The organism is Cryobacterium sinapicolor, assembly GCF_004403465.1.
Classification (GTDB): Bacteria; Actinomycetota; Actinomycetes; order Actinomycetales; family Microbacteriaceae; genus Cryobacterium; species Cryobacterium sinapicolor.
This window is the reverse complement of sequence record NZ_SOGQ01000026.1, coordinates 45,900-67,241: the sequence shown is the minus strand read 5'-3', so window position 1 is coordinate 67,241 and position 21,342 is coordinate 45,900. Positions and strand designations below refer to the sequence as shown.

21 protein-coding genes and 1 pseudogene are annotated in these 21,342 nt (G+C 66.5%); 13 read left to right on the top strand and 9 right to left on the bottom strand.

Annotated elements, in window-relative coordinates; translation table 11 throughout:
- Positions 1–153: 153 nt before the first annotated feature.
- From E3T28_RS05815 to E3T28_RS05805, 3 genes are read left to right on the top strand one after another with little or no spacing between them, the layout of a single operon-like run.
- Positions 154–876 carry an ABC transporter ATP-binding protein gene (locus E3T28_RS05815; RefSeq protein WP_134428799.1) on the top strand — a complete coding sequence of 241 codons (723 nt, stop codon included), beginning with the start codon at positions 154–156 and terminating at the stop codon, positions 874–876.
- Entirely contained in the window at positions 873–2,174 is a 1,302-nt protein-coding gene (locus E3T28_RS05810; protein ID WP_134428797.1) for an ABC transporter permease, read from the top strand. Before E3T28_RS05815 ends, E3T28_RS05810 begins: the two co-directional genes overlap by 4 nt.
- Positions 2,167–2,853, top strand: a complete 687-nt coding sequence (locus E3T28_RS05805; protein WP_134428795.1) for a TetR/AcrR family transcriptional regulator — start codon at positions 2,167–2,169, stop codon at positions 2,851–2,853. Before E3T28_RS05810 ends, E3T28_RS05805 begins: the two co-directional genes overlap by 8 nt.
- Here E3T28_RS05805 and ald read toward each other — a convergent pair.
- A complete protein-coding gene (gene ald, locus E3T28_RS05800) occupies positions 2,850–3,968 on the bottom strand; it encodes an alanine dehydrogenase (protein WP_134428793.1) in 1,119 nt (372 codons plus the stop codon). The genes E3T28_RS05805 and ald overlap by 4 nt on opposite strands.
- Before the next feature lie 357 nt (positions 3,969–4,325).
- Here ald and E3T28_RS05795 point away from each other — a divergent pair, with 357 nt between their 5' ends.
- Complete coding sequence (locus tag E3T28_RS05795; RefSeq protein ID WP_134428791.1) at positions 4,326–5,552, top strand: PucR family transcriptional regulator; 1,227 nt, start codon at positions 4,326–4,328, stop codon at positions 5,550–5,552.
- Between the two features lie 17 nt (positions 5,553–5,569).
- Here E3T28_RS05795 and E3T28_RS05790 read toward each other — a convergent pair whose 3' ends face one another.
- From E3T28_RS05790 to E3T28_RS05755, 8 genes are all read right to left on the bottom strand, one after another.
- Entirely contained in the window at positions 5,570–7,054 is a 1,485-nt protein-coding gene (locus E3T28_RS05790) for an amino acid permease (protein ID WP_134428789.1), read from the bottom strand.
- A gap of 284 nt (positions 7,055–7,338) precedes the next feature.
- The gene (locus E3T28_RS05785) at positions 7,339–8,262 is read right to left on the bottom strand and encodes an ABC transporter permease (RefSeq protein ID WP_134428787.1); all 924 of its coding nucleotides are present in this window, start codon (positions 8,260–8,262) and stop codon (positions 7,339–7,341) included.
- The gene (locus tag E3T28_RS05780; protein WP_134428785.1) at positions 8,249–9,232 is read right to left on the bottom strand and encodes an ABC transporter ATP-binding protein; all 984 of its coding nucleotides are present in this window, start codon (positions 9,230–9,232) and stop codon (positions 8,249–8,251) included. The genes E3T28_RS05785 and E3T28_RS05780 overlap by 14 nt, the downstream gene beginning before the upstream one ends.
- A 10-nt stretch (positions 9,233–9,242) precedes the next feature.
- On the bottom strand, positions 9,243–10,418 hold the full coding sequence (locus E3T28_RS05775; RefSeq protein WP_134428783.1) for a LolA family protein: 1,176 nt from the start codon (positions 10,416–10,418) through the stop codon (positions 9,243–9,245).
- 104 nt (positions 10,419–10,522) lie between these two features.
- Positions 10,523–10,849 (bottom strand): TFIIB-type zinc ribbon-containing protein, encoded by a 327-nt coding sequence (locus E3T28_RS05770; protein ID WP_134428781.1) that lies wholly within the window; start codon positions 10,847–10,849, stop codon positions 10,523–10,525.
- A 362-nt stretch (positions 10,850–11,211) separates the two neighbouring features.
- The gene (locus tag E3T28_RS05765) at positions 11,212–11,469 is read right to left on the bottom strand and encodes a zinc-ribbon domain-containing protein (RefSeq protein WP_134428779.1); all 258 of its coding nucleotides are present in this window, start codon (positions 11,467–11,469) and stop codon (positions 11,212–11,214) included.
- 3 nt (positions 11,470–11,472) lie between these two features.
- Entirely contained in the window at positions 11,473–12,009 is a 537-nt protein-coding gene (locus E3T28_RS05760; RefSeq protein ID WP_241979183.1) for an SRPBCC family protein, read from the bottom strand.
- A 14-nt stretch (positions 12,010–12,023) separates the two neighbouring features.
- Entirely contained in the window at positions 12,024–13,514 is a 1,491-nt protein-coding gene (locus E3T28_RS05755; protein WP_134428864.1) for a phytoene desaturase family protein, read from the bottom strand.
- A gap of 272 nt (positions 13,515–13,786) precedes the next feature.
- Here E3T28_RS05755 and E3T28_RS17300 point away from each other — a divergent pair, with 272 nt between their 5' ends.
- The 9 genes and pseudogenes from E3T28_RS17300 to E3T28_RS05715 form a co-directional block, all read left to right on the top strand.
- Positions 13,787–14,002, top strand: a complete 216-nt coding sequence (locus E3T28_RS17300; RefSeq protein WP_134428777.1) for an AsnC family protein — start codon at positions 13,787–13,789, stop codon at positions 14,000–14,002.
- Positions 14,003–14,268: 266 nt separating this feature from the next.
- A complete protein-coding gene (locus tag E3T28_RS05745) occupies positions 14,269–15,258 on the top strand; it encodes a serine hydrolase domain-containing protein (protein ID WP_134428775.1) in 990 nt (329 codons plus the stop codon).
- Positions 15,259–15,585: 327 nt separating this feature from the next.
- Positions 15,586–15,741, top strand: a complete 156-nt coding sequence (locus tag E3T28_RS16780; protein ID WP_166786935.1) for a hypothetical protein — start codon at positions 15,586–15,588, stop codon at positions 15,739–15,741.
- A gap of 426 nt (positions 15,742–16,167) precedes the next feature.
- Positions 16,168–16,704, top strand: a complete 537-nt coding sequence (locus E3T28_RS05740; RefSeq protein WP_134428773.1) for a DoxX family protein — start codon at positions 16,168–16,170, stop codon at positions 16,702–16,704.
- Positions 16,701–17,102: an Rv1678 family membrane protein gene (locus tag E3T28_RS05735; protein ID WP_134428771.1), complete on the top strand. Its 402-nt coding sequence runs from the start codon at positions 16,701–16,703 to the stop codon at positions 17,100–17,102. Before E3T28_RS05740 ends, E3T28_RS05735 begins: the two co-directional genes overlap by 4 nt.
- Positions 17,099–18,274, top strand: coding sequence for an Rv1679 family acyl-CoA dehydrogenase (gene fadE16, locus E3T28_RS05730; RefSeq protein WP_198417161.1), 1,176 nt, complete (start codon positions 17,099–17,101; stop codon positions 18,272–18,274). The genes E3T28_RS05735 and fadE16 overlap by 4 nt, the downstream gene beginning before the upstream one ends.
- On the top strand, positions 18,271–19,083 hold the full coding sequence (locus E3T28_RS05725) for an Rv1680 family SBP-like protein (protein WP_134428769.1): 813 nt from the start codon (positions 18,271–18,273) through the stop codon (positions 19,081–19,083). The genes fadE16 and E3T28_RS05725 overlap by 4 nt, the downstream gene beginning before the upstream one ends.
- A complete protein-coding gene (locus tag E3T28_RS05720; protein WP_198417160.1) occupies positions 19,077–20,123 on the top strand; it encodes an Rv1681 family radical SAM protein in 1,047 nt (348 codons plus the stop codon). Before E3T28_RS05725 ends, E3T28_RS05720 begins: the two co-directional genes overlap by 7 nt.
- A pseudogene (locus E3T28_RS05715) lies at positions 20,124–21,335 on the top strand (oleate hydratase); the annotation flags it as partial.
- Between the last annotated feature and the right edge of the window lie 7 nt (positions 21,336–21,342).

Here is a 21,342-nt window from a genome sequence, read left to right as displayed (position 1 = left end):
GGGCCCCGCTCTGTTCGGCCCGACAGTGAATCAGGGCATGCGCCGGCCCCGCACAGGGCGCTCCCAGCCGGGGAGGTATTGGTGCAGCTACCGTAATTTTATTGTCTCTGCATAAGTTATAACCGACCCTCACCCCCGAAGGATGCCGCCCCCATGACTGTTCCTGTTCTCTCGGCCCAGAACATAGGCAAGTCCTATGGGAGCGGGGCCAATCGCTTCGACGCGCTCAAGGGTGTCTCCGTCGACATCCGTGCCGGTGAATCCATCGCCATCGTCGGTAAGAGCGGGTCCGGCAAGTCCACGCTGATGCACCTGCTGGCCCTGCTGGACGACCCGGACAGCGGGGCACTGCTGGTCGAGGGAACGGATGCCAAGAAGCTCAAGGGCAAGGAGGTGAACCGGCTCCGCAACCAGGACTTCGGGTTCGTCTTCCAGCAGTTCTTCCTCACCGCCAATGCGAGCGTGCTGGACAACGTCGTGCTCCCCCTGAAGATCGCCGGGGTCGGCCCGAAGGAGCGCAGGGCACGCGGAATGAAGGCCCTGGAACAGCTGGAGCTTGCCGACAAGGCGAAGAACAAAGCCATGAACCTGTCCGGCGGGCAGAAGCAGCGCGCCGTCATCGCCCGGGCCCTGGTCAACAACCCGAAGGTGATCTTCGCGGACGAACCGACCGGCAACCTCGACACGACTACCGGGGCCGTCGTGGAGGACATCCTTTTCTCCCTGAACAGGGACAAGGGCATCACCCTGATCATCGTCACCCACGACATCGACCTCGCGGCCCGCTGCGACCGTCAGATCTTCATCCGGGACGGACTCGAGGACGTCACCAGGTCCCCGGAAGCCATCGAGAAGCCCGCAGGAGCACACGCATGAAGTTCGTCGACATCATCACGACCGCGATCGCGAACAGCTTCCGCAGCAAGCTCCGCACCGGCCTGACCGTCATCGCCATCTTCATCGGCGCATTCACCCTCACCATCACCAGCGGCATCGGCACCGGGGTGACGAGCTACATCAACAGCCAGGTGTCGGCGATCGGGGCGGCGGATGTGCTCACGGTCTCCAAGGCCGGCGACGCCACGGCAACAGCGGATGACGGACCGGCCCCCTACGACCCGGACAAGGCCACCGCGATCAGTCTGGGCAACGGCTCACGCCCCGGCAGCACCATCCAGGCGCTCACCGACGCCGATCTCGGCACGATCGAGGCCACCAGCGGCATCGTCGGCGTCGACCCGGCGGTGCAGGTGACGCCCGACTACATCGAATACGACGACAGCGGCAAGTTCGAGTTGACCGTGAACGCCGCCGCGACCCTGACCACGGCCGACCTGGCCGCCGGGGAGCAGCTGGACAACGAGAGCACCACCGACCAGATCCTGCTTCCGACCACCTACCTCGACACCCTGGGCTTCAGTACCCCGGAATCGGCCATCGGCGAAACCGTCACGATCGGCATCGCCGACTTCGCGGGCACCCAGCAGCAGGTTCCGGCCACCGTCGTCGGAGTGCAGAACGAGACCATCCTCGGCGCCGGGGCCGGACTCAACCAGCCGCTGACCGACCGGCTGCACGCCGTGGAACTCTCCGGCACCCCCGCCGGAGCGCCGCAGAGCTACGCCACCGCGACCGCCCGGTTCGACCTGGACGCCTCCGACGCGGAGATCACCGCGATCAAGGCCGACCTCGCCGACCAGGGCTACGCCGCGCAGACCGTCGCGGATCAGATCGGCTCGTTCGAGACCGTGATCAACGTCATCATCGGCGTGCTCAACGCCTTCGCCGTGATCGCCCTGATCGCTGCCGGTTTCGGCATCATCAACACCCTGCTGATGAGCGTGCAGGAACGCACCCGGGAAATCGGGCTGATGAAGGCCATGGGCATGAACGGCGGCCGCGTCTACGCCCTGTTCAGCACCGAGGCCGTCTTCATCGGGTTCCTGGGCAGCGCCCTGGGCGCGCTCGTGGCGGTGGGCGTCGGGTCGCTGGTCAGCAACATCCTGGCCACGACCGTGTTTGAAAACCTGCCCGGGCTGCAGGTCGTGCAGTTCGCGCCGAGTTCCATCGCCATCATCATCGGCGTCGTCATGTTGATCGCCTTCCTGGCCGGCACCCTCCCGGCCCGGGCGGCGGCACGACAGAACCCGATCGACGCGCTGCGATATGAGTAGCACGGGCCTGAGCGCTCCGGGCCTGAGCCCCGCCGCGGACGAGGGGTTGCGTGCCCGCAAGCGCGCGGCCACCCAGTCGGCGCTGGAGCGGGCGGCCATCTCCCTGGCCCTCGAGCACGGCTACGACAGCGTCACGGTCGACATGATCTGCGAGGCCGCCATGGTCTCACCGCGCACGTTCTTCAACTACTTCGGCACGAAGGAGGGTGCGTTCCTGGGCGGCACGCCACCCGCGCCGACGGATGCCGAGCACCGGGCCTTCGTGCACGGCACCGGCAGGGATGTACTCGGAGACCTCGTCGGAATGATCGCCGCCGCGCTGGCCGACCAATCCCCCGACACGGACCTTCTCCGAAAACGCCGGATGCTGATCGAGCGAATCCCGGAACTCCTCACCGGGGAGATGTCCCGCATCGCGGAGCTGGAGGAGCACCTGGTGCAGCTGGTGCTCGAGCGATTCCACACCCAGGGGCATGCCGAGTCCGACACCCTCGATCAGCAAGACGAGGCGAGAATGGTCGTCTTCGTCGCCGCCAGCGTGATGCGCTACTCGATGCAGAAATGGTTCTCCGGCGGCTTCACCGGCACCCCCGCCGAGTTGCTGCACCACTCCCTGACCCTGGTGCGGCGCGTCACGGGAGCGGCTGCTCCGGCCCCTCGCTCGAGCCCGCGAGGCTAGGCGGTGACGAGGTCGTGCCAGTCGGCCAGCGGCAGGCCGTGGGCCTCGGACACGGAACGGTTCGTGACCCGACCGGCGGCGACATTCAGGCCGAGGGCCAGGGCGTCGTCGCGCTCGAGCGCCGCCTTCACTCCCAGGTTCGCCAGCGAGAGGGCGTACCGCAGCGTGACGTTGGTCAGCGCGTAGGTCGACGTGTTCGGCACGGCGCCGGGCATGTTGGCGACGCAGTAGAAGATCGAGTTGTGCACCCGGTAGGTCGGGTCCTCGTGCGTGGTCGCGTGGGTGTCCTCGAAGCAGCCACCCTGGTCCACGGCGATGTCGACCAGCACGGAGCCGGACTTCATCCGTGCCACAAGGGCGTTGGTGACCAGTTTCGGGGCCTTGGCACCTGGGATCAGCACGGAACCGATGACCAGGTCGGCATCCGTCACCGCGATCTCGATCTCATAGGAGTTGGACGCGACCGTCTTCAGCCGGCCCTGGTACTGCGCGTCGAGCTGGCGGAGGCGGTCAATGTTGATGTCGAGGATCGTGACGTCGGCGCCGAGGCCCATCGCCATGGCGGCCGCGTTGGTGCCGGCCACGCCGGCGCCCAGCACGACAACCTTGGCGGGGCGCACCCCGGGCACGCCGCCGAGCAGCACGCCCTTCCCGCCGGCCGGGGCCATCAGGGACTGCGCGCCGACCTGCACGGCCAGTCGGCCGGCGACCTCGCTCATCGGGGCCAGAAGGGGCAGCGCACGGTTGGCGGTCTGCACCGTCTCGTAGGCGATGGCGGTGACGCCCGCCTCGGTCAGGGCGCGGGTGAGGTCGGGCTCGGCAGCCAGGTGCAAGTAAGTGAAGAGGATCAGCCCCTCGCGGAAGCGGTGGTACTCGGCCGCGACCGGCTCCTTGACCTTCATCACCATGTCGGCGCGGGCCCAGACCTCGTCGGCGGAGTCGACCAGCTCGGCACCGGCCACGTGGTATTCGTCGTCGTTGATGTGCGAGCCGAGGCCGGCGCCCTTCTCGACCAGCACGGTGTGGCCGGCGGACAGGAACTCGTGCACGCCTGAGGCGGTGATGGCGACGCGGAATTCGTTGTTCTTGATTTCGTTGGGTACACCGATGATCATGGCCGACTCCGTTGCTCAGTACTGCTCAGGTGAACTTGTGACAGGGGGCTGCGGTGCCACTTTCAACGGTGAACCGCAGCCGGACCAACACTAAATCCAGCAATTCGGCCCGGGCCGGGCGTCGCTGCCGGGCCCGCACTCATGCGGCGGAGGCCGAAGCCGGCCACGGCCCGAGCAGGGGCGGAATAATGATGTTGTTCAGGGGTTTTACTACCACGTCGGGCGGGCTTGACTCCGGGGGCCGCCGGTATTGGAGACGGGGAGGCGGTTTGTCACTCGACAGATGTCGAGTCTCACTGCGGCAAACGTCGCCTGATGTCCGCCTCTGGCACACTGCGGACCCCTAGCATTGAGCTGATGAGAAGCGCGGAAATCGAAGACCTGGTCGAACATCTCGCGGCCGGCCTGGACCGCGCCCTCTCCCTCGAGGACCTCGACGGCGGCCTGCTGGCGTACAGCAGGGACCAGCCGCTCGCGGACAGCGTGCGGGTCAACTTCCTGCTGAGCAAGAGGGTGCCCGCCGACGTCAGTGCCTGGCAACTGCAGCACGGCATCAGCACGGCGGTCCGTCCGATCGCCGTTCCCGCCAACGCCGCGCTCGGGATGCTCGGCCGGGTCTGCGTGCCGCTGATGGTGCGGGGCTTCCGGGTCGGATACCTGTGGGCGATGCAGGGCTCCCACGACGAATCCCCGGAGGAGATCCTCCGGGAGTTGCCCGCCGTGCGCGGCGAGCTGGACCGGTTGGCCGAGACCCTGCTCGACACCAACACCGCCGAATCCGCGCAGCGCCGGGAGAGGGAGGCCCTGTTCCTCGCGGCCTGCCACGCGGAGACGCCCGCAATCGAGGAGATCGCGGGCTGGCCGCAGATCCATGCGACGGGTCCCTGGCACCTCGCCACCCTGATGCCCCGCCCCGACGAGCACGCCGCCGGCCACGAGGCCACGCCCGACCCCGAGGCCGGCGTTCTGCTGCAGCGCATTTCGGCGCTACACGCCACGGTCGGCATCGACGCCGCCCGGTTCAGCGCCGGCACCGAGACCCACGCGGTCGTTCTCCTGCGCGATTCGCCGGGCAAGGTGGCCCACATCGAGATGCTGCACCGCTACCGAGCCGAACTCGCCCGCCGCGGCGGCACCCCCGAACGCCCCGACCTAATGGGCTTCAGTGAGGTGTTCACCGACCTCCGACGGGTCCCGGATGCCTACATCCAGTCCCGCAAGGCGGTGCAGGCCGCCGCGGTCGACGCCCGCCTGGGCACCATCGCCGACTTCCGCCAGATCGGCGTCTACCAGTTCCTCGCGGCCAGCAGCCGCAACCTCTCCCCCGTGGAGTCGGTCTACTTCGCCGAGCTGCGGGACTTCGACGCCAACCACGAGCTGCTGCCGATGCTGGAACTGCTCTACGACACCGACGGATCGGTGCAGGATGTCGCCGCCGCCCTGCACCTGCACCGCAGCAGCATCTACAACCGGCTCGCGAAGATCCGTACACTGATCGGCGCCGACCCGCTGGGCGGCCAGGTGCGGCTGGAACTGCACCTGGCCATGAAAGCCGACCGCTGGTCGCGCCGGCCCCGAATCTAGCTGGACCCGGGGCCGCGTCAACGAGCGAGCGCGGCCTTCTCGGCGCGGGCGTCGGCCTTCCACTCCTCGATCCGGGCCTGCTGCAGCGGAGCCTTGCGGTTGACGTACCAGGCGGCACCGAGCCCGAAGAACCAGACCGGGGCCACGACGAGCGCGAGGCGGGTGTCATCGGCCTGGCCGAGGGCCCAGAGCATGAAGGCGAAGAACGCCAGCACCACCCAGGGCATGAACCGGGCACCCGGCATCTTGTACTCCGAAACCGCGTGCCGGTGCGGACGGCGGCGGAGGAAGACCAGGTAGCTGACCATGATGATGGACCAGACGAACATCGTCAGCACCGATGCCACCGAGGTGACGAGGGTGAACGCGCCCATGAAGGAGTCCCCCGTGTAGAGCAGCACCAGACCGGCCAGCAGGAAGATGCAGGAGAACAGCAGGGCGTTCTGCGGCACCTTGCGGATGCTCAGTCGACCGAACGCCTGCGGGGCGTTGCCGTCCTGGGCGAGGCCGTAGACCATCCGTGAGGTCGAGTAGATGCCGGAGTTGGCGCTTGAGGCGGCCGAGGTGAGCACGACCAGGTTGACGACGATGGCTGCTACCCCGAGCCCGGCGAGGGCGAACATACCGATGAACGGGCTGCTGCCGGGGTCGATGGTGCGCCACGGGTTGACCGACATGATGATCACCAGGGCACCCACATAGAACAGCAGCAGTCGCAGCGGAATCGTGTTGATGGCCCGGGGCAGGTTCTTCTCCGGGTCTTTCGTCTCCGCGGCCGCGGTGCCGACGAGCTCGATGCCGGCGAAGGCGAAGATGGCGATCTGGAAGCCGAGCACGAAGCCGGCGACGCCATGCGGGAACATCCCGCCGTCGTTCCAGATGTTCTCGAAGCCGGCCACGGCGCCGGAGGGTGAGGTGAAGTGCGTCATGATCATCACGAGGCCGGTGCCGATCAGGGCGAGGATGGCAATGACCTTGACCAGGGCGAACCAGAACTCGGCCTCGCCGAAGGCCTTGACGCTCGGCAGGTTGAGCACGATCAGCACGACCGGGGTGACTAGTGCCGGGATCCACAGCGGCGTGCCCGGGGCCAGCACGTCGACGTAGCCGGAGATGGCCACGATGTCGGCGACGCCGGTGACCACCCAGAACGCCCAGTAGGACCAGCCGGTGAAGAAGCTCGCCCACGGGCCGAGCAGGTCCCCGGCGAAGTCGCTGAACGACTTGTAGTCAAGGTTGGACAGCAGGATCTCGCCCATGGCCCGCATCACGAAGAAGAGCATGAAGCCGATGATCATGTAGACGAAGATCACGGATGGCCCGGCGAGAGAGATGGTTTTGCCGGCACCCATGAACAGGCCGGTTCCGATCGTGCCGCCGATGGCGAGCATCTGGATGTGCCGCCGGCTCAGCGACCGGGCCAGGCTCTGATCCGGGTGGGAGTCTCGTGCTGCGGCCCCGGTACGTGTGGTTCCGGATACCGCGGTGGTGCGTTCAGGCATGTGGCTACTTCCTCATAACGGCACAGACGCAGCCACCCAGAGGACGACCGTGTCACCCGGTCGGGTCCCCACGGTTGTGAGGCGGACCGGCTCGGGTTCTGAGGTAGCCACGCTACGACCTCGACCGGGGGACCCCGAACCCGCACGGCGCCTCGGCTGCTCCCCCGCCCGCGCCACCGTGGCCGCGGACCCGCCGTGATCGACAGGTGTCGCGCATCCGTGCACCAAAGGTCGTCGACTGTTCGGGGGCGGCGACCCTGAACCGGAGCCAGGTCAGGATCGGGTCAGGACAGGATGTCTTTCGTGGAGAACCGGCCGTAGGCCAGCGCACCGAAGACGGCGATGTAGCCCAGCTGCAGGAGCGCGTTATCGCCGAACGATCCGAGGTCCATGGGTTGCCGCAACAGGTCGGCGAAGCCCAGCCAGTAGTGGCTGAAGAGCCACGGATGCAGCCACTCCAGTTGCGGGAGCACGTCGAGGATCTGCGCCACCACCGACACGACGACCGTGGCGGCCATGGCACCCACCGGGACGTCGGTGAGCGTGGAGATGAACAGTCCGATCGCCGCGAAGCCGAGCAGGGAGACCGTCACATAGAGCGAGATCAGTGCAGAGCGCAGCAGGGATTCCGGCACGCTGATCACGTCGCCCGAAAGCAGCGTTACCGGGCCGACCGGGAACAGCGCGGCCCCGATCAGGGTTCCGGCCACCGCCAGGGTCAGGGTCGCGGCCAGGCAGAACACGGCGACGCCGGCGTACTTGACGAGCAGCAGGCGCACCCGGCCGGCCGGGGCCACCAGCAGGTAGCGCAGGGTTCCGAGGCCGGCCTCCCCAGCGATGGTGTCTCCGGCGACGACACCGATCGTGAGCGGGAGGAACAGCGGGATGGCCACGATCATGGCGGTGAACGCCACGAAGAGTCCGTTCTGGGTGACGCGGTCGAGGAAAGGCGGTCCCTCGCCCGGGGCCAGGGTCTCCGAGGACAGCCGTACGGCGACGGCGAGCAGGATCGGGATCAGTGCGACGGCGACGAGCATGGCCCAAGTGCGGCGGCGGCGGAACAGCACCGTCAACTCGGAGCCGAGCAGGGCCAGTCCGGCCGATCGGCGCCTGCTCGGGCTCGGGCTCGGGCCCGTGTTCGTGCTCGTGTTCGTGTTCGTGTTCGTGTTCGTGTTCGTGTTCGTAAGGGGCACGCTATTGGAGGACATCGAAACCTTCTCCGGTCAGTGCCACGAAGCGTTCTTCCAGGCTGGACTCCTCGATCAGGAAACCGCGCACGCGCACACCGCCGGCCACGAGGGCCGCGACGATGGTCTCCGGCCGGCCGGTCAGGCCGGTCGACAGGTCTCGGGGCAGCGGAGCCGCGACCCACGGGTCCTGATCGGGCACGTCGCTTCGCACCGGGGTGAGGCCGAGTCGGGTCAGCACGGCGGATGCCGCGGCGGCATCCGGTGTGCGCACGCGCACCCGCGTCTGGCCGACGTGACGCAGCTCGGCCAGCGTGCCCTGGGCCACGAGGTTGCCGCCGCTCATCACCGCGGCGTGGGTGCACATCTGCTCCACCTCGGCGAGCAGGTGGCTCGAGACGAAGACCGTGGTGCCCTCGGCCGCAAGCGACCGCACCAGGCTGCGCACCTCGCGGGTGCCCTGCGGGTCGAGCCCGTTGGTGGGCTCGTCGAGCACGAGCAGTTCCCGCGGCTGCAGCAGCGCGTTGGCGATGCCGAGTCGCTGTTTCATTCCGAGTGAGTAGGCGGCCACCTTTTTGCCGGCGGCGTGGGTGAGACCCACTCGCGCCAAAGCCTGCTCGACCCGCGCGACGCGCGTGCGGGACGGGGCATTGCGGTCGGCCGTGTCGAGCCGGCGCAGGTTGGCGGCGCCGGAGAGGAACGGGTAGAACGCGGGCCCCTCCACGAGTGCCCCGACGCGGGGCAGCACGTCGTGAAGACTGTCGGGCATGCTCTGGCCCAGAAGGCGAATCTGCCCGCCGCTGGCCTGGGTCAGGCCGAGCAGCATGCGAATGCTGGTGGTCTTGCCGGAGCCGTTGGGGCCGAGAAACCCGAAAACCGACCCGCGCGGAACGGCCAGGTTGATTTCATTCACGGCGATCTGCCCGCCAAAGCGCTTGGTGAGACCCCGGCTCTCGATCGCAAGATCGGAAGCCGGGGTGACGGAGGTCACTGTGTCGTGATCATTGGGCGTCGGCGGCGGCCTGGAGCAACTCCACGGGAACGGACCCGGCGAAGACACGACCGTCGTCGGCCAGGAAAACGTTGACGAGGGCGGTAGAGAACAGCTGCCCGCCGTCGACTGCAGTCGCAAGTTCCGACAGCATCGGGTTGGCACTGAGTTCGGATGGAACGGATGCCGCGGGCACCTCCACGATGGCGTCCCAGCCGGTTCCCGTCACGACGGGAACGTTCTCGGCCGGGATCTCGGGCTTGGGCTCGTCGGCAGGCATCTCAGGCATGACCGGCAGGGCGACCTCTTCAACGGTGGCGCCGGCCGGCGGGGTGAAGTCGAACAGGTCGGCAGACGGTGTGCTGAAGTCGACCTCGGTGAAGCCGACCTGGAAGGCCGGGTCTTCCTGACCGGCGGCACGCACGGTGACCTGCAGCGGCACGCCCGTCTCGGAGTCGACCGAGATGGACACCGATTCGATCAGGGTCTGGGTGGCCTTGGGAGTGAGAACCAGCTCGTAGGCGGTGCGACCGGCCACGGTGCCGTCGGTGCCGACCGAGACGGTCGTGCTCGGGTCGATCTCGCTCAGGAAGCGGTCGGCGACCTGCGAGGGCGTCGACAGGTCGGCTGGGGCGGTGGCGGCCATCTCGGCGATCTTCGCCTGCGCGGTGGCCCGGGCGTCGGCGGGGATGGCCAGGTGGCTGGCGGTGTTCGTCTCGGAGTCGTAGGCCCAGACATCCGTGCCGTTGCTCACCACGTTGCGCTCCGCCATGCGGTCCTGGATCTGCACGCGCGCCTTCGCAGGGCCGCCGGCATCGCTGCCGTCGACGTAGACCCGGGCCGTGTGGGATCCGCTGAAAAGTTCCATGACGGATGCGAGCGCGCCTGTAGCCGCAGCCCCGGGCTCAGCCGTGCCCTCCGGCGCGGACTCGGACGTCGACTCGCCCATGGACCCGGCCATGCCGGCGCCGAGGTCGATGTCGGGCAGGCCCAGCTCGGCGGTCTTCTCGACGGTTCCGGAGAAGGCGTTCACGGTGCTGTCGCTGAACATCAGGAGGACCTGCTCGGGCGTCTTGTCGGGCAGGTCAACGGCGGCACCGGCCTGCAGCGGCACGGCAAGCACGCCAGCGACGATGACAACCGGAACGACGATGGCGGGGAGCCACTTGACTGAATTGCGTGACATGATCAACGACCTGTTCCGAAACGAATCATACTGTGATGCTACGCCGAGGCTCTGACAGTGGGCTTGGAATCCCGCTGGGAGGTTGCCCACAAACGGCGGCGCGCCTAACCGAAGAGTTCACCCAGCCAGTTGTCCTTCTTCTTGGGCCGATACCCGTCACGATTGTCGTAGCCGCGGTCCCGGTCGTCGTGGCTCCGATCACGGTCGCCGTATTGCGGCGCACGAGTGCGCGGGTCCGGGTATTGCTGCACCGGTGTGGCGGCAACCGGCTGGACCGGTGCAGCCTGGGCGAATTCTTTTTCGGCCCGGTCGAGGATCTTGTCGAGCTCGCCTCGGTCGAGCCACACGCCGCGGCAGTCGGGGCAGTAGTCGATTTCCACGCCACTGCGTTCGCTCATGACGAGGGTGGTTGAGTCGTTGGGGCACTTCATGGGATCCTCCGGGACGTCGTGGGGTTCCGATCCTAGACAGCCAGGCCGGGCTGATCCTGAGAGCCGCCGGGGACAGCGGTCGCCCCGGTGGGTAGTGGGGCGATTCTCACCCGTGTTCAGGGCCCCGTCTGGCTGGTCGTCTTCCGCACAGCTGCCCCTGGGCAATACGTCACCGCCGAAGACGTTCTCGACCTCCTGGTCGCGTTCGGTTGGATCGACGGCGCCATCCGCAACGAACGAGTCAGGAGCAACGGTGAGCCGGGCACTGTTGATTCCGCTCCACAGCGGTCAGCTTCCTGATCAAGCGCGTCCTTCTCGACGTCGTTGATGAGCCGTTGCACGTGACAGCTGTCGACCACTCCCTAGCCTGCTGAGGCGTGTGGTGCCGCCCAATCCATGGAGTGCCCAACCTGGGTGGCAGTGAGGCGTGTGGTGCCGCCGCAGTTGGTGCATTCGTTGGCGTAAGACTTCGCCAGGGGGAATAAAGGCACGAAGAACAGCGTGAATTTCGTAGACTTTTTCACCACCTGCTGCTGTGCGAGAACCCCGCAATATCCGCACACGAACGAGACAACGTTTATCACCGCACGATGGGCACGGGTGCCGAAGAGTAGGAACATGATCTACTTTCCCAGCGTCGCAGAGTGGTCGGGCAGGTTGGGAATCCTCTGGGCAGTGTCCGCCTTTTTCGACTTCGACATTGTGGTCGTTCCTGGTACCTGGGGGACCTTCCCGGCGCCGCCCTCAGCAAGGAATGCCAGCCGTCGCAGGGTCTCCACGTTTCGCATCCGGATCGCCGAGTCACGTAGGAATAGGGGCACGAACCGGCCGGGGCCGGCGGTGGCGTCCTCGGTGATGCGGACCATGCATCCGTTGCCTCGCGCTTTGACGTCGACGGCCACATGGGCCTCGCCGACCGGCCAGCCACGCGCCTTGAAGAGCGCATGCCGGGGTGGGTCCCATTCCAAAGCAGACGTGGAGTCGTCGATCAGGGCCGGCCAGACACCCACCGAGTGATGGATGGCGCTCCCTGCTTCCGGCCACGTCGCATCGACAGCCCGCATTCGCGAGGCTCCGACTACCCAGCTCGGGTAGAGCCAGCCGTCGGCCAAGACTGCGAAGACGTTCTCGGGCGGGCAGTTCATGGTGTGGTGGTTCACGGCCACAGTGTCACCTATTTCTGGTTGGTCGTTATCTGATTGGTCGATTTCTGCGTGGTCGGGGAGAGATCGGGGGCGGTGAGCACCCCGAGGTCGTGGCGAAGAGCGCTCAGAGCCGCGTGCCAGCCGGCCAGACCATGCACGCCCGGGCCCGGCGGCGTGGACGACGAGCACAGGTACACCCCGTTCAAGGGAGTGCGCCAGGGGTCCGGGGACAGGACCGGCCGCCGGAGGAGTTGGGTCAGACTCACCTCGCCAGCCGAGATGTCCCCGCCGATGTAATTGGGGTTCAGCTGTTCCATCTTCGTGGCGGTGCGACCCGTGCTGGCCAGGATCGTGTCGCGGAACCCCGGGGCGTAGCGCTCGATCTGGCGCACGATCGCGTCGGTCTGGTCGATGGTGGAACCGCGCGGAACATGGGTGTACGCCCAGAGGGTGTGCTGACCGGCCGGAGCGCGACTGGGGTCGATGCCGCTGGGCTGGGACACGAGAACATAGGGCTCCTCGGCGTGACCGCCGCGTGCGACGGTGTTCTCAGCTCGCCGCATCTGCGCCCGGGTGCCACCCACGTGCACGGTGCCCGCCGCCCGCAACCCGGTGGCCTGCCAGGGCACCGGATCTGAGATGGCGAAGTCGACCTTGGCGACGCCGTTGCCGTAGCGGAAGGCGCGAAGCTTTCTCGCGTATGCGTCGGGCAGCTCGCCCTCGGCAAGCCGCAGCAGCGCCCGAGGCGTCAGGTCCAACATCACCACCCGGGCCGGTGGCAGGTCGCTCAGCCGCCGCACCTCGGTCGACGTGACGATCTCGCCACCGTGAGCGAGCAGGTCGTCGACCAGCGCGGCCACGATCGCGCCACTGCCGCCCACCGGGATCGGCCAACCGCCGGCGTGGGCGTACGTGGCAAGAGTGAGACCGGCACCGGAGGTGGCGACGCTGGGCAGGGCCCTGATCGTGTGCGCACTGACGCCGGTGAGCAGGGCGGGCGCGATCTCACCCGAGAAACGCAGGTCCCAGAGCGGACTGCCCTGTTCGAGGGCGCGCAAGCCGAAGCGCAAAGCGGTGGCCGGGTGCTGTGGCAGCCGCAGAAGCTGCGCGCCGGTGAACTCGGCCACCTGCTCAGCATGGGACACGAGGGGCGCGAACAACCGGTTCCAGGCCGGGCCGTCCCGGCCCAGCTCGGCAACGGTCCGCGTCAGGCTGCGATAGGCGAGGCCCGCGGTGCCGCCCGGCAACGGGTGGCCGTAGGAGACCTCCGGAACGACCAGTTCGATCCGGTCCGCGAGCCCGAAACGTTGAAAGAACTGGGAAGCCAACGCAAGCGGGTGCACGGCGGAGCAGACGTCGTGGTGGAAGCCCGGCAGGGTCAGTTCCGCGGTGGCGGCGCCGCCACCGACGTTGGCGGACTTTTCGTAGACGCGCACGGAGAGCCCGGCTCTGGCCAGGGTCACCGCTGCAGCCAGGCCATTCGGCCCGGAGCCGACCACGATCGCGTCGACGTCCGTCACTTTTCGCTGCACAGTCACCATCTCATCCCCCACTCGTTCTCGGAAGAGTCTCCCCGTCGGTCCTGACATCGTTCACAGGAACCAGGTGGCCGACGGCCGTCTAATGCCCCACGGCGATGAGACGCCACATCCGCTTCCGAGACCAGCCGCGGAGCCACGCCGCCGAGCCGGAGGCATGCGGCGGGTGCCGACACTCGACGTCACACTGAGCCCACTCGCGTACTTCTGAATTGATCTCGTCGCCGCTCACTATCGTCAACTAGTATTGACGAATGCAGGCGGAGCGATTGAGAACACTTGTCGGAGCGATGGACGGCAAGGGACCAGCTGAAGCACTGCAAATCATTGCCGAGCTCCATCGAGAGGTGGGGCGCAGTGAGGCAGGCCTCGTTCGCAGTGCTCGTCAGGCCGGGCTGTCATGGGAGGCCATTGCTCAGTGCCTCGGCGTAACCAAACAGGCAGTGCACAAGAAGTACGGCAAACGGTAGCGCGCAGTCAGGCAGCCGCTCCAGCGCCGAGGACCGCACAGCCCCATCGAACTGCACAAACGTTTAGAACCCGACCGCTCAGCGATGACTTCTGGGCGCTTTCGCCTCAACCTGCTGCAACATCACATCGAAGCGAGATCGCGGTGGCACCGAACCACTGGCGTCAACCGACGTTGACTTTCGGCGAATGGATCACCTATGGTTTGATCGAACGCATCGTCAACAAAGATTGACGAGCAACGAGAACGGGCGGAAAGGAAGCTTTCATGGAGATTGGCTGGACTGGGGATGCTGAACTCGTTCATGCTGTGGGCCGCGTCTTCCGTTCAACCGGAGCAGCAGCAGCAGTGGCAGTGATCACCCCTCAGGGCGGATTGACCGCAACTGTGGGTGCGGACCACCATTCCACCTTCGAGATCGGCTCGATCTCGAAGGCACTCACGGGCATGTTGTATCGCGACGCGACCGAGCGCAGTCTCGTCTCGCAGACAACAATCCTTCGCGACTTGCTTCCGCTCGAAGGCCACGGAAAGGTCGGCTCAGTGCGCCTGAGTTCCCTGTCCATTCACCGTTCCGGTCTTCCCGGTTTACCGCCCGGGATGCATGCACTTCGCCGCACCGTCGACTTCTGGTTCCGAGGGCAAAACCCTTACGGTGATTCGCTCGCTGATCTCCTCGAACAGACTCGCAACGTGCGAGTCGGCTCTGCCCGACCCAGGTACTCGAACCTCGGTTTTCAGTTGCTGGGGCACGCCGTGGCGCAAGGCGCCGCGACTAGCTACGAACGACTCCTGCACGAGGTCCTGGGCGAGGGATTCTCGACGCCCATCCGCGCTGATGACCTTGGGCCGATGGATCTGACTGGGTTCAGCCGATTCGGACGCCCACTGCCCGCTTGGGTAGGTGAGGGGCTCGCGCCGGCAGGAGGCGTCCGCGCGACGATAGGCACGATGCGGGGCTTCCTCAGCTCGATCCTCGACGGATCGGCGCGGGGTCTTTCCGCGCTCGAGCCGGTCTCAAAATACTCTTCCAGGGTCGGTATCGGTGCAGGGTGGATCACACTCGAGTTCCAGGGCCGCGCAATCACTTGGCACAACGGCAGTACCGGGGGGTTCAGCAGCTGGATCGGTCTCGACCGAGATGCGGGCGTCGGAGTTGTGGTGCTCGCGGCAATGCATGGGTCCGTCGACAGGCAGGGATTTCGCCTCCTGACGGAATTCGCTGCATCCCGGAGAAGCGCCATTGTTTCTCGCTGAAACTTGGCGAGCAGAACGGTCGGGAGCAGGGCCGTTGGCCTCGGTGCACGACCGCAGCCGTGAGCAGCCGGGTCGTTTCGGGACGGGTCCGTGACTTCGGGCAGCGATCGTCAGTTCGAGGAGCGTGCGCCTCCCGACGACGAGTCCCCGCCGAAGGTTCGACGATTGCCGCTGCTCCCTGTCACCTCCCAGTCCGATGGCGCTCCCGGCCTCGGCGGCCGGAGGGCGGGGCCGAATCTTGGTGATCCCGGGCGTGGCGGAGATGCCGGTGTCTGTCGCCGCGGTCATCACGGGGGTCGACGGAGCGGCGGCGCGAGCGTGCCGATCGTGACGGTCGTGTCCGTGGAGACGACGGACACGTCGCCGGCGAGGTCGGTCGCCTTCGCGGTCACGGTGCGGGCGCCGTCCGGGAGCAGGCTCGAGGTGATCGAGTATGTGGTCGTCGTGGTGGTCAGGCTTCCGATCGGCGTGGTGCCGTCGTAGACGGATGACGAGGGTTGCGACTGTCGCCGACCACGGACGCCCCGGTGTACAGGGTCACGGTCGCCCCGGTCTCCGTGGTCCCGGTGAACACCGGGGTGGTCACGTTCGTGTTGCGGTTTCGAGCAGGATCGCCAGCTTCCTGGTTCCCGCGGACGGGTTCGAGGACTTCGCCAGCGGATTGCTCGGTGGGAAATCCTCCAATTTTCCGCCGCCCCTGGAATAGCCACCCCCAGGTTGAGTTCGCGGTCGGTACATGTTTGTCGCAGCGGAAATCGCTGATGTCAAAAAAATTGGCCCTACATGATCGTCACCGGTCACCAGACGGTTGCGCTAGCCGACCGCCCCCGACCTGTCAGGGTCTCGTAATGTTTTCGTCGTTGCGCTCAACGCTCGATGTGGTTTGACTGATCTCGTCGAAAGGAACCCATGTCCACAGCGGCGAGCGCACTAGTCGACGCCCCGGAGATGTCGCGCGCTTCGAGAATCATGATCGCCGCGCTCCGCTGCGGCGTCGCCCTCATGTGGATCCAAAATGTCGCGTGGAAGGTACCCCCGGACTTTGGCCGGGCGAATAACGACGGCCTGTACTTTTGGGCCGGCCTGGCCGTTTCGCATCCGGTGTTCGCGCCGTATTCAACGTTCGTCGACGTGGTCGTGCTGCCGAACATTGTCGTCTTCGGATGGTTCACGCTTCTGATCGAGGGCGGGCTGGGCGCTTTCCTGCTTGTCGGCCTCGCGACACGATTCTGGGCCGTCGTCGGTATCGGCCAAACATTGGCGATCACCCTCTCGGTGCTGTTCGCACCCGATGAGTGGCAGTGGTCGTACTACCTGATGGGGCTCGCTCATCTCGCCCTCTTCGCGACTGCGGCCGGGCGCTGCTATGGAGTCGACGGACTACTGCGCACGTCGTGGTCGGCGTCATCCGGACGACTCTCACGTCTCATGTTGAGGGTGTCGTGACAAGCGTCTTCGGAACATCGACGGCCTACGACCGCGGGACGGTAGTGATCGGTGCCGCCGCGATCGTTCTTGCCGGTTTCGTCTTCGGCACCTCGCTCCCCACTGAGTTTCGATTCGTGAACATCGGACTGGTCGGCGCGAGCATCCTGGTGGCCGCCGGCATTCTCGCGATCGTGAGCGGCATCATCCGGAGCCGGCTGCTGCGATTGATTGCAGGGACGCTGCTGACGGGAGCCGCCCTCCTCCAGCTCGTGGGCCTCGCCCTGTCGGTCCGGCCTCTCGGCGGTGACGCCTCAGCGATGGCGGTGGCCGGCGGCCTGGGCATGGCACTGCTCGCACTCTCGTTGTCACCAGCTCCCCCAGCCCAGCCGCACGACCCGACGAAAGGCAGACCGTGATCGATGTTGTCAAATTACTGAATCCCGTTGTGGAGATCGCCCGCCGGCATGCGCATGACGTGGATGCTGAGGGCCGCTTTCCCGAGGAAGCGGTCGCCGCGCTGCGGTCATCGGGACTGCTTGGACTGACTCTTCCAACCGAGGTCGGTGGGCTGGGCCGAGGACCGCGGGAGCTTGTACTGGTGGCCGGTGCCCTCGCCGGCGCCTGCGGGTCGACAGCGATGATCTACCTCATGCACGTGAGCGCCGCGATGCCGATCGCTGCGGCGCCGCCCACCGGGATGCCGGGACTGCTCGCCGACCTCGCGAGCGGCCGCTCGCTCGCGTCGCTGGCCTTCTCCGAAGCAGGTTCGCGCTCCCACTTCTGGGCGCCCGTTTCGCGAGCGACATCGATACCGGAGGGCATCCGGGTTTCCGCGAAGAAGAGCTGGGTCACCTCGGCCGGCCACGCAGACGTCTACGTCATCTCCACGGGCACACCGGATGCGGAGGGTGTGGACCTCTTTGCGATCCCCGCCGGCACGACCGGCCTGTCGATCGATCGCCCGTGGAAGGGCATGGGATTCCGTGGGAACTCTTCGAGCCCGATGACCGTCGACGTCGACACGACCGAGGGCTTCCGTCTAGGCGCGGCGGGTGGAGGGTTCGATCTGATGATGGGGCAGGTGTTGCCGTGGTTCAACCTGGGCAACTCCGCCGTGTCGATCGGTCTCAGCCGAGCCGCGGTCGACGCCGCGGTACGGCACACGATGGGAGCGCGGCTCGAGCATCTCGATCAGAGCCTGTCGTCTTTGCCGACCATCCGGGCACAGCTCGCGAAGATGTCGATCGATCTCGCCAATGCGAGCGCCTACCTCGACGTGGCCGCGGGCAAGGTCGCCGCTCCCGAAGACGACACTCCCCTTTTCGTGCTCGGAAGTAAAGCATCGTCAAACGATGCTGCGCTGCGTGTCACGGATGTCGCCATGCGCGTGTGCGGCGGAGCGGCGTTCTCTGAGCACCTGCAGATCGACCGCTACTTCCGCGACGCGCGAGCGGGACACGTGATGGCCCCGACATCCGACGTGCTCTACGAGTTCTATGGTCGTGCGATCACCGGCCGATCCCTCTTCGATGCGCCGACGGCTGCTGCCGGGGCTCCACAGCCCGAGACGGCCGGGGCCGCAGCATGAACGCTCCACTCGTCATCGGCTCGGTCGCCTACTCGCCCAACGTCGTACCGATCTGGGAAGGGTTGCGGGACTACTTTGCCGAGACCACGACACCGATCGACTTCGTGCTGTTCTCCAATTACGGCAGGCAGGTCGATGCTCTCATCTCCGGATCGCTCGATCTCGCCTGGAACACCAACCTCGCCTGGGTGCGCACCGTCGCCCAAACCGATGGCGCATGCCGCGCTCTCGCCTCGCGCGACACGGATCTCGTCTTCAAGACGGTGTTCGTGGCTCGCTCGGGGAGCGGGTTCACCTCGCTCGAGAGCCTTCGCGGCCGCCGCCTGGTTCTAGGATCGCGTGATTCGGCCCAGGCGGCGATCCTTCCGATTCACTTCCTGCGCGAGGCCGGCCTCGGTGAGGGAGACGTCAGTCTCACCCGGATCGACAGCGACGTGGGAAAACACGGCGACACCGGTCGAAGCGAGCTCGATGCCCTGCGTGCAGTGCTCGACGATCGGGCGGATGCCGCCGCGATCGGCATCAACACGTGGAACGCCATCGGGCGAGGTGAGTTGCTGCCCGGGGCGTTCGAATCGTTCTGGACTTCACCTGAGTACAGCCACTGCAACTTCACCGCGATGCCGTCGCTCACTATTGAGCGCGCGGATCTCTGGGTCGCGAATCTGCTCGCAATGGATTGGCAGAATCCGCAGCATCGTCCGATCATGGAGATGGAGGGCCTGCAGGCCTGGGTTCCTCCGAGGCTTGAGGGCTACTCGTCCCTCGTTGCCGCCGTGAGCGAGCAGAGAATCGCCCCGAGATGGTGACCCCGACCTCGCCCGTGAGCCCGTCGGTGGCCGAACCCACCGCGATGGGTGTCGTCCTCGACCTCATCGAAGGCATCGGGCGTGTACCGAGGGGCGGGACGGTGACTGTCGGACTTCGACAAGCGCACCGTGCTGCCGCGCTCGGCCTCGTTGCGGCGTGGTGTGCCGCGAGCGGCAACGAGATCGTCGTGGCCGAGGAAACGACCCTGACCGTTCGTCACGGGCGCACCCCCGACCCGCTCGCGCAACTCGACCCCGCTCAACGACCGGGATCGCGGGTGTGGGTCTACACGAACTTCGACTGCAACCTCGCCTGCGACTACTGTTGCGTTCGCTCGTCACCGAAGGCGGAACGGCGGGCGATTGGGGCCGACCGGCTCCAACAGATCGCGCGTGAGGCCGCCGACGCGGGGGTCGGCGAACTCATCCTCACGGGGGGCGAGCCGTTCCTTCTGAACGACCTCGATGATCTCGTGAAGTCGTGCACCGACGCACTTCCCACGACACTGCTCACCAACGGAATGCTGTTCCGAGGCGCTCGACTCGAGCGCCTGCGCCGAATGGATCGGTCCCGGCTCACCCTCCAGGTCAGCGTCGATTCAGCCACTCCGGCCATCCACGACAGTCACCGCGGAACCGGGTCGTGGGCGAAGGCCGTCAGCGGCATCCGCATCGCGCATGAGGAGGGGTTCCGCGTGAAGGTCGCGGCCACTCTTCCCGCCGATCAGATGCACGAGCTCGATCCATTCCACGTCTTCCTCGACACCCTCGGAATCTCACGCGAGGATCAGGTCATTCGCGCGCTCGCGCACCGCGGTGTCGCCGACTCCGGCATCGAGCTCACGGTCGACTCGCTGATCCCCGAGGTCACGATCACAGCCGACGGTGTGTACTGGCATCCGGTCGCGGCCGATCACGACGACCAGTTCGTGACTCGAGACATCTTCCCCCTTGCGGATGCGATCGCAGAGATCACCCGCCGTTTCGTGGCACACCGCCGCGCGGCCGACCGCGCCGCGGAGTGGTTCCCCTGCGCCTAGCGAGACGACCCGAACTATTCCCTTCAGCGGGCCACGGTCAAGCGGGGCCAGGACGCCGGCACCGGAGGCCGCTTCGATCTCTCCGAAAGTTCCCAACAGGAACTCACCAAGGTCTTCTTGGCCACCCGTGAGTCGATGGAGGGTAAGCGGATCAACGAGGTCTTCAGCGAGGACTTCCTCACCACCACCTTCTGGATGTATTGGCGAACCATGTTCGCCTTCGAGGAGCGGCACTCCGCTCTCGAGATGAAGCTGTACCTGAACCGCTTCATCCACCTCATCGGCGGACTGCCCGACTTCACGGCCCTGAAGTTCACGAAATACAACCAGTACGAGTCCCTTGTGCTGCCCTTGTACCGTTGGTTGCTCGACCAGGGCGTGACATTCAGGTTCGGCACGGAGGTCACCGACGTCGACTTCGCGATCACGGCCGACCGCAAAACCGCCACGGCCATCCACTGGATCGCTGAGGGCGTCAGCGGCGGCATCGATCTCGGCGACGATGACCTCGTACTCACCACAATCGGCTCACTGACGGAAAACTCCGACAACGGGGACCAGCACACACCGGCAAAGCTTGACCAGGGCCCAGCCCCGGCCTGGGACCTGTGGCGCCGCATTGCCGCACAGGACCCGTCGTTCGGGCACCCGGACGTCTTCGGCTCGCACATACCGCAGACCAAGTGGGAGTCGGCAACGGTCACAACGCTGGACAGGCGCATCCCTGCGTACATCGAGAAGATCGCCAAACGCGATCCATTCAGCGGGAGGGTCGTCACCGGCGGCAGCGTCACCGCCACGGACTCCTCCTGGCTGCTGAGCTGGACCGTCAACCGCCAGCCGCACTTCAAGCAGCAACCCCAGGACCAGATCGTGGTCTGGGTGTACTCGCTTTTCGTCGACAAGCCTGGCGACTACGTGAAGAAGTCCATGCAGGAGTGCACCGGTGAGGAGATCACTCAGGAGTGGCTCTACTACATGGGCGTCCCTCTAGCCGAGATCGCCGAGCTCGCCGCGGAGGCCGCCACGTGCGTGCCCGTGATGATGCCCTACATCACGGCGTTCTTCATGCCCCGGCAAGCAAACGACCGACCCGCTGTGGTCCCGTCCAACGCGGTCAATTTCGCGTTTCTCGGTCAGTTCGCCGAAGCCGGGACCCGAGACACCATCTTCACGGTCGAGTATTCGGTGCGCACCGGAATGGCACGAGTGCCCGAAG

Bases quoted from the DNA above. Each gene is read 5' to 3' on its own strand.
- E3T28_RS05815 (WP_134428799.1), top strand. From the start codon at position 154: ATGACTGTTCCTGTTCTCTCGGCCCAGAACATAGGCAAGTCCTATGGG.
- E3T28_RS05810 (WP_134428797.1), top strand. From the start codon at position 873: ATGAAGTTCGTCGACATCATCACGACCGCGATCGCGAACAGCTTCCGC.
- E3T28_RS05805 (WP_134428795.1), top strand. From the start codon at position 2,167: ATGAGTAGCACGGGCCTGAGCGCTCCGGGCCTGAGCCCCGCCGCGGAC.
- ald (WP_134428793.1), bottom strand. From the start codon at position 3,968: ATGATCATCGGTGTACCCAACGAAATCAAGAACAACGAATTCCGCGTC.
- E3T28_RS05795 (WP_134428791.1), top strand. From the start codon at position 4,326: ATGAGAAGCGCGGAAATCGAAGACCTGGTCGAACATCTCGCGGCCGGC.
- E3T28_RS05790 (WP_134428789.1), bottom strand. From the start codon at position 7,054: ATGCCTGAACGCACCACCGCGGTATCCGGAACCACACGTACCGGGGCC.
- E3T28_RS05785 (WP_134428787.1), bottom strand. From the start codon at position 8,262: ATGTCCTCCAATAGCGTGCCCCTTACGAACACGAACACGAACACGAAC.
- E3T28_RS05775 (WP_134428783.1), bottom strand. From the start codon at position 10,418: ATGTCACGCAATTCAGTCAAGTGGCTCCCCGCCATCGTCGTTCCGGTT.
- E3T28_RS05770 (WP_134428781.1), bottom strand. From the start codon at position 10,849: ATGAAGTGCCCCAACGACTCAACCACCCTCGTCATGAGCGAACGCAGT.
- E3T28_RS05765 (WP_134428779.1), bottom strand. From the start codon at position 11,469: ATGTTCCTACTCTTCGGCACCCGTGCCCATCGTGCGGTGATAAACGTT.
- E3T28_RS17300 (WP_134428777.1), top strand. From the start codon at position 13,787: ATGCAGGCGGAGCGATTGAGAACACTTGTCGGAGCGATGGACGGCAAG.
- E3T28_RS05745 (WP_134428775.1), top strand. From the start codon at position 14,269: ATGGAGATTGGCTGGACTGGGGATGCTGAACTCGTTCATGCTGTGGGC.
- E3T28_RS05740 (WP_134428773.1), top strand. From the start codon at position 16,168: ATGTCCACAGCGGCGAGCGCACTAGTCGACGCCCCGGAGATGTCGCGC.
- E3T28_RS05725 (WP_134428769.1), top strand. From the start codon at position 18,271: ATGAACGCTCCACTCGTCATCGGCTCGGTCGCCTACTCGCCCAACGTC.
- E3T28_RS05720 (WP_198417160.1), top strand. From the start codon at position 19,077: ATGGTGACCCCGACCTCGCCCGTGAGCCCGTCGGTGGCCGAACCCACC.